The sequence below is a fragment of the Pseudomonas sp. NPDC089407 genome (genome assembly GCF_044900445.1).
Classification (GTDB): Bacteria; Pseudomonadota; Gammaproteobacteria; order Pseudomonadales; family Pseudomonadaceae; genus Aquipseudomonas.
Genome location: NZ_JBJDNB010000074.1, coordinates 1 through 1,895 on the forward strand (window position 1 = coordinate 1; position 1,895 = coordinate 1,895).

Below are 1,895 nucleotides of genomic sequence, written 5' to 3' on the forward strand. Positions count from 1 at the left end.
TCGTCGTAACGCGCCGTCCAGGTGCTGCCATCCGGGTAGCTGACCTTGGTCACCAGCGTCGTCAGGTGGTGATACTCGTAGGCGATCGTGCGCCCTAGCGGGTCGGTTTCTTCGAGCAGGCGCGCGTATTCATCGTACTTGAAGGTCAGGCGATTGCCGTCTGGCAGGTCGAGACCGACCATGTTGCCCTACTCGTCCAGCTCGATGGCATAGCGTTCACCACCGTAGTCTCGGCTGGCGATGACGCGGTGGTCGGCGTTGTACTGCACCTCCAGCTCGCGGCCGAGCACGTCGGTTGACCAGCTGGTGCGGGCGTCGAGGTTGTAGCGGAAATGGTAATGCTCGCCGTCACTGGTCCAGTGCTCGACCACCCGCGGCTTGCCGCCCTGGGTTTCCCAGCGGTAATGGCAGCCCAGGCCCAGGGCGTTGCTGTGGGTGACCATCAGGCCGCCTTTCGGTGGTGATAGATCAGGGACACCTGAACCCGCACAGTCTGCGAAAGGCACTTTAGAAGTTAAGAAATTTCAGCAGAAAACCTATCAAAAAGCCTACTTAGCTCAATCTACAGGCGATTGTTATGATCAATCTTAAAAATAGTTGAGATCTACGCCTCAACTATTTTAATTAAATTTTTTAAAAACCTCGCTTGTCACACAAGCATCCACAAGAACAGCCTCATACCAACAAACTAGGCAAGCGCTTACAAACTCAATTGTAAACACCATCCTCTTGAGCTTTCTCTATGAACAAATCCTGCAAATCACCCTGAATCTCCTCACCTTCTAAACTCACAACAAATTCGCCCTCGAGGCCATCAGGAAAATGAACCCCATCCAATGCTCCAAGAATTACAGAGGCACTATCTGCGATAGCAATCTTAAGAAAATCAACAACATCAAGCCTCTGCTCATCACTTAGCAATGCAAGAGCATTGCGCGCCTTAGCATATGAATCCTTATCACTATTGACAGGCTTGGTGAGTGAATCCTTGTATTGAGAAAAATTCTTTTCGAACAACTCAGAAAAAACAGCATCTACAAATTTCTTGTCACTCATAACCCTCTCCTCTACTTTCGCATCTCGGGGTACATAGATTTATTCAGAGCAATTAGCTCCTGCAACTTCTCATTCGGCACATCAGGGTAAACACGCCTAAGCTCTCTAATATCACGCGCAACCACATCGCGCGCATTGGCAAAAGGCAGACCTGTCCTAGGATTAACACTGCTTCTAGAAACAATACCTACATCCTCTTTGGAAACTGTATGCCCTACCCGCGGCACCAGCATAGCAGGCCCTGTAGCAGGATCGTAGCCTTCGACAAGGTCCTTCATCAAGTTTTTTTGCCCAACATGATGCGAGTCCAAACTGAGATTTTTGCCTTTTACCGCATTCTTGTTTGCTTTGTGGCTGCTTACATCCCACTTATCACACGCCAACCCTAAAGCATCTATCCAAGATTGGGGGTTCTGCGCATACTGATAAAGATTGTAACCACCATACAAGCCAACAGGATCTTGTGTTATAAATCTCCCAAGCGTTGGATCAAAAAAGCGAAACGTGTTGTAATGGTGAGCTGTTTCCGGGTCATAGTACTGCCCCTGAAAGCGTAGGTTCTGCTCGAGCTCACTGACACATAGTTGCTCTATCTCTCCCCAAGAGCGATATGTCGCTTGCCATACGATTTTACCGTCGCTATCCGTCAGTTCCAGCGGCGTCCCAATCTGGTCCGTATGGAAGTAATAAAGCTTCTGCTCTTCCCCTTCCGCCTGATCAACTCGGGCTAAAGGCGCATAGCTTCCCGGCTCATACAGGTACAAGATGCTCTGCCCAGGCGTCTCCTCCCGCAGCATCCTCAACCCTTGCCACAGGAAGCGCTTCTGCTCGACCTCACC

Annotated in this window: 2 protein-coding genes and 1 pseudogene; all 3 read right to left on the reverse strand. The window is 50.0% G+C overall.

Annotated elements, in window-relative coordinates; translation table 11 throughout:
• Positions 1–449 (reverse strand): annotated as a pseudogene (locus tag ACI2KG_RS29010) (type IV secretion protein Rhs); the annotation flags it as partial.
• A 259-nt stretch (positions 450–708) separates the two neighbouring features.
• Positions 709–1,056 carry a hypothetical protein gene (locus ACI2KG_RS29015; protein WP_404664245.1) on the reverse strand — a complete coding sequence of 116 codons (348 nt, stop codon included), beginning with the start codon at positions 1,054–1,056 and terminating at the stop codon, positions 709–711.
• An 11-nt stretch (positions 1,057–1,067) separates the two neighbouring features.
• Positions 1,068–1,895: RHS repeat domain-containing protein (locus tag ACI2KG_RS29020; protein ID WP_404664246.1), on the reverse strand; the 828-nt coding region annotated here is incomplete at its 5' end.

Coding starts and splice junctions, on each gene's coding strand:
- ACI2KG_RS29015 (WP_404664245.1), bottom strand. CDS start 1,056: ATGAGTGACAAGAAATTTGTAGATGCTGTTTTTTCTGAGTTGTTCGAA.